General features: G+C 45.7%; 4 protein-coding genes and 1 pseudogene. All 5 read right to left on the reverse strand.

Annotated features, from left to right (window positions below; all coding sequences use genetic code 11):
* Nucleotides 1–214: 214 nt before the first annotated feature.
* Entirely contained in the window at nucleotides 215–439 is a 225-nt protein-coding gene (locus FTT73_RS15855; RefSeq protein ID WP_000743213.1) for a hypothetical protein, read from the reverse strand.
* Nucleotides 436–1,173: a recombinase family protein gene (locus FTT73_RS15860; RefSeq protein ID WP_001366550.1), complete on the reverse strand. Its 738-nt coding sequence runs from the start codon at nucleotides 1,171–1,173 to the stop codon at nucleotides 436–438. Before FTT73_RS15860 ends, FTT73_RS15855 begins: the two co-directional genes overlap by 4 nt.
* A 148-nt stretch (nucleotides 1,174–1,321) precedes the next feature.
* Nucleotides 1,322–2,488, reverse strand: a complete 1,167-nt coding sequence (locus tag FTT73_RS15865) for a tetracycline-inactivating monooxygenase Tet(X3) (RefSeq protein WP_024160783.1) — start codon at nucleotides 2,486–2,488, stop codon at nucleotides 1,322–1,324.
* A gap of 189 nt (nucleotides 2,489–2,677) precedes the next feature.
* The gene (locus FTT73_RS15870) at nucleotides 2,678–3,271 is read right to left on the reverse strand and encodes a tyrosine-type recombinase/integrase (RefSeq protein WP_205779272.1); all 594 of its coding nucleotides are present in this window, start codon (nucleotides 3,269–3,271) and stop codon (nucleotides 2,678–2,680) included.
* Nucleotides 3,272–3,343: 72 nt separating this feature from the next.
* Nucleotides 3,344–3,475 (reverse strand): annotated as a pseudogene (locus tag FTT73_RS15875) (IS6 family transposase); the annotation flags it as partial.

Here is a 3,475-nt window from a genome sequence, read left to right on the forward strand (position 1 = left end):
GCATGTTCCGCGTCCTTGCAATACTGTGTTTACATACAGTCTATCGCTTAGCGGAAAGTTCTTTTACCCTCAGCCGAAATGCCTGCCGTTGCTAGACATTGCCAGCCAGTGCCCGTCACTCCCACTCGATTGTAAACAAGCACACAAAACCCTTTAGTGACAACAATTTGCAAGAACTATCAGGCTCAGTGCCATGAAAAATACCATGACCAGATCATGAGGTTGAACACGGCTTGCGCCGGCAGCGTTCACGCTCCTGGTCGGCGATCTCGCCCGGCTGCAATGCTAGCTCAGCATCGGTCATGCGCTCCAGCACGTCGCGTAGGCGGATGGTGCAAGGAATGGGCGGCAGCTCGAACTCATAGCCGCCGGCGATCATTTCGGCCGCAATCTCCTCGGTGATGAAAAACGGCTCGTCGTCTTGGTTCGGCTTCTTCATGCCCTTTCCTCCTGGCGCTCATCCTGGCCGACAGCGGCCAGGGCATCGGCTTCCGTCAATGCGTCCTCCACGAACGCGCCGTGCTGCTTCGCTTCGGCCTGGCTGACCTCGGCCCATATCCGTTTCACCTGGGCCGCACTGTACCCGGCCAGCTCGGCGGTCTTGTTGATGCTGTAGCCGGACTTGCGCAGCGCGACAACTTGGGCGCGGCGCTTCGGATCAGCACGGCGGCCCTTGTACCGCCCGGCCTGGCGGGCCAACTCAATGCCTTGGCGCTGGCGTTCGCGCCTGTCCTCGTAGTCGTCGCGGGCCATCTGCAAGGCCAGGCGAAAAAGCATGATCTGCACGGCTTCCAGCACGATCTTGGCGACGCCCTGGGCCTCGGCCGCCAGGTCGGATAGATCGACCACGCCAGGGACGGCCAGGCGTGCGCCTTTGGCCTGTATCGAGGCCACCAGGCGCTCGGCCTCGGGCAAAGGTAGGCGGCTGATGCGGTCGATCTTCTCGGCAATGACCACCTCGCCGGGCTGTAGGTCGCCGATCATGCGCAGCAGCTCAGGCCGGTCGGCGCGTGCGCCGGATGCCTTCTCACGGTAGATGCCGGCGACGTAGTAGCCGGCGGCCTTCGCGGCCGTAGTGATCGCCTCTTGGCGTTCCAAGTCCTGCGCGTCGGTGCTGACGCGCAGATAGACCCGCGCCACCATCGGCGCGGCTACTGGCTTCGTCCTGCGCATACTTGCGGGCTCCTTTGGGCATACTCAAATGCACCCATCTTAAACTGGCAGCTAATGTACAAAAGTTGATAGAAGCACACAAGTTCAATTTTGCACTTCTGCCCCACTATTGCAAAACTGCTTGTTAGTAGCCGTTTTTTCTTACTGTTTATAGATTCAATAATTTTTGAAACGAAAAATTGGGACTAAACATTTCGGTTTCGTTTTCTGTCGATTCGTCCTGCGTATCTTTTGCATAAACAAACATTTGTTGTTCGTAGTTTTCGATGGCATTTTCAATACTTGTAAATTCTCCGTTTGTAAGGTTTTCAGACAATATCAAAGCATCCAATAATCCCGTATTTACACCCTGTCCTGCAAAAGGCGACATCAAATGAGCAGCATCGCCAATCATTGTTATGGGTAATGGACGGTTACTTTTCCAATCATTGTTCAAAGGAAATTTCCTTGTGGGCAAGCATTGAAATGTTGATACCGAACGTATTAATTGTTTGTAAACTTCACTCCATTTGGAAAATCTTTTCAATAAAAAATCGGCAACGCTGTTTCTGTCCTGAAAATCTAAGGGAATTTTATTTTTCCATTCATCGGGCGTTTTAAAACTAATTCCTAAATACAATGCACCATTATTATTGGGATTGGCAAACAATAAAATGCCCTGATGTCCCGCCATTAATCGGTTGCCGTTGCATAGCTGAAAAAATCCGGGACAGTTTATTTCCGGTTGAAGAATATCAGCTTGGATGTTGAAAGTACCGGTTTCTTCAACTTGCGTGTCGGTAACAAAGCTCCTTATTTTCGACATTCCACCATTGGCAAGAATAACCAAATCTGCTGTTTCACTCGGTTTATTCTCAAAAGTTAGTGTCCACTTCTTCTTACCAGGTTCAAGCATAACAAGTTTTCTATCCCAAATAACCGTGTCGTTTTCTAAACTATTCAACAAGATAGCCCTTAAGTCATTTCTGTTTATTTCAGGATTGTCAAATCGATTTTCGGGCTTTACATTTTTTGTGGATAAAATATTGCCTTTTTCATCAGCAATATTTACACCCATTGGTAAGGCTAAGTCATAATAAGTTTGTAACAATCCCGCTTTTTTCATTGCTTCCTGACCTGAACCTTTGTGTAGGTCAAGGGTTCCACCAAAAATTCTTGCCTCTCGGTCGTTGTCTCTTTCGTAAACTGAAACGTCTATGCCGTTTTGCTGTAATAATTTTGCCATAGTCAGTCCAACGGGTCCACCACCAATTATTGCAACGTTCTTATCACTAAGTAAATTCATTTGTTTGTCTGTATCTATTCGCATTGTCATTCAAAAATGGCACATAACAAGTGGCTATACGCCAAATGGCGTATATATCCACTATATCTTATTTTGCTAAACCTTTCATTATCAGTGACAAATCCGTTTTCAACCGTTTACCGTTCGTTTCTACTCTCTCAAAAGGATTTATATTCATAGTGCTTTTTGTTAAGTTTTGCTCAAATATACAAATCCTTTCTATATATCTAACAAATCCATCGGACTTTTTAATTGTTCCATTCCCTTGGTGGTAATATGTGTATAAACCTCAGTTGTTTTACTGCTTGAATGACCTAACAACGATTGAATATAACGTAAACTCGTACCATTCTCAAGCAAATGCGTTGCAAAGCTATGTCGTAAGGTATGTACAGTAACTTCCTTTTGAATCTTTGCTTTTAAAACAGCTGCTTTAAAAATGTTTTGAATACTTCGGCTTGAGTATGCGCCACCTTTTTGACCTTCAAATAAATAATCTTTTGGTTTATATTCCATAAAGTATGTTCTTAAAATAATTAATGTTTTCTCAGATAAAATGGTATAACGATCTCTTTTTCCTTTTGACTGTTCTATACGAATTTGCATGCGCTTGGAGTCAATGTCTTTTATTTTCAGGTTTATACATTCAGAAATGCGCAAACCTGCCGAATAAATAGTCATCAGAATAGCCTTGTGTTTCACGTTTTCAATAGCGCGTAGTACCCGAATGGTTTCTTCTTCACTCATCACAACAGGAAGTGTTTTTTCTTTTTTTGGTCTTTCGATGAAATATGTTTTCCGTTGTCCACCCAAAACACGTTCGTAATAAAACTGGCACTGTTGCAAAGTTAGCGATGAGGCAGCCTTTTGTCTTATTCAAAGGCCTTACATTTCAAAAACTCTGCTTACCAGGCGCATTTCGCCCAGGGGATCACCATAATAAAATGCTGAGGCCTGGCCTTTGCGTAGTGCACGCATCACCTCAATACCTTTGATGGTGGCGTAAGCCGTCTTCAT

Origin of the sequence: Acinetobacter sp. YH01006 (assembly GCF_013420445.1) — a bacterium.
In the GTDB taxonomy this organism is placed as follows: domain Bacteria; phylum Pseudomonadota; class Gammaproteobacteria; order Pseudomonadales; family Moraxellaceae; genus Acinetobacter; species Acinetobacter pseudolwoffii.

Bases quoted from the DNA above. Each gene is read 5' to 3' on its own strand.
- FTT73_RS15855 (WP_000743213.1), bottom strand. From the start codon at position 439: ATGAAGAAGCCGAACCAAGACGACGAGCCGTTTTTCATCACCGAGGAG.
- FTT73_RS15860 (WP_001366550.1), bottom strand. From the start codon at position 1,173: ATGCGCAGGACGAAGCCAGTAGCCGCGCCGATGGTGGCGCGGGTCTAT.
- FTT73_RS15865 (WP_024160783.1), bottom strand. From the start codon at position 2,488: ATGACAATGCGAATAGATACAGACAAACAAATGAATTTACTTAGTGAT.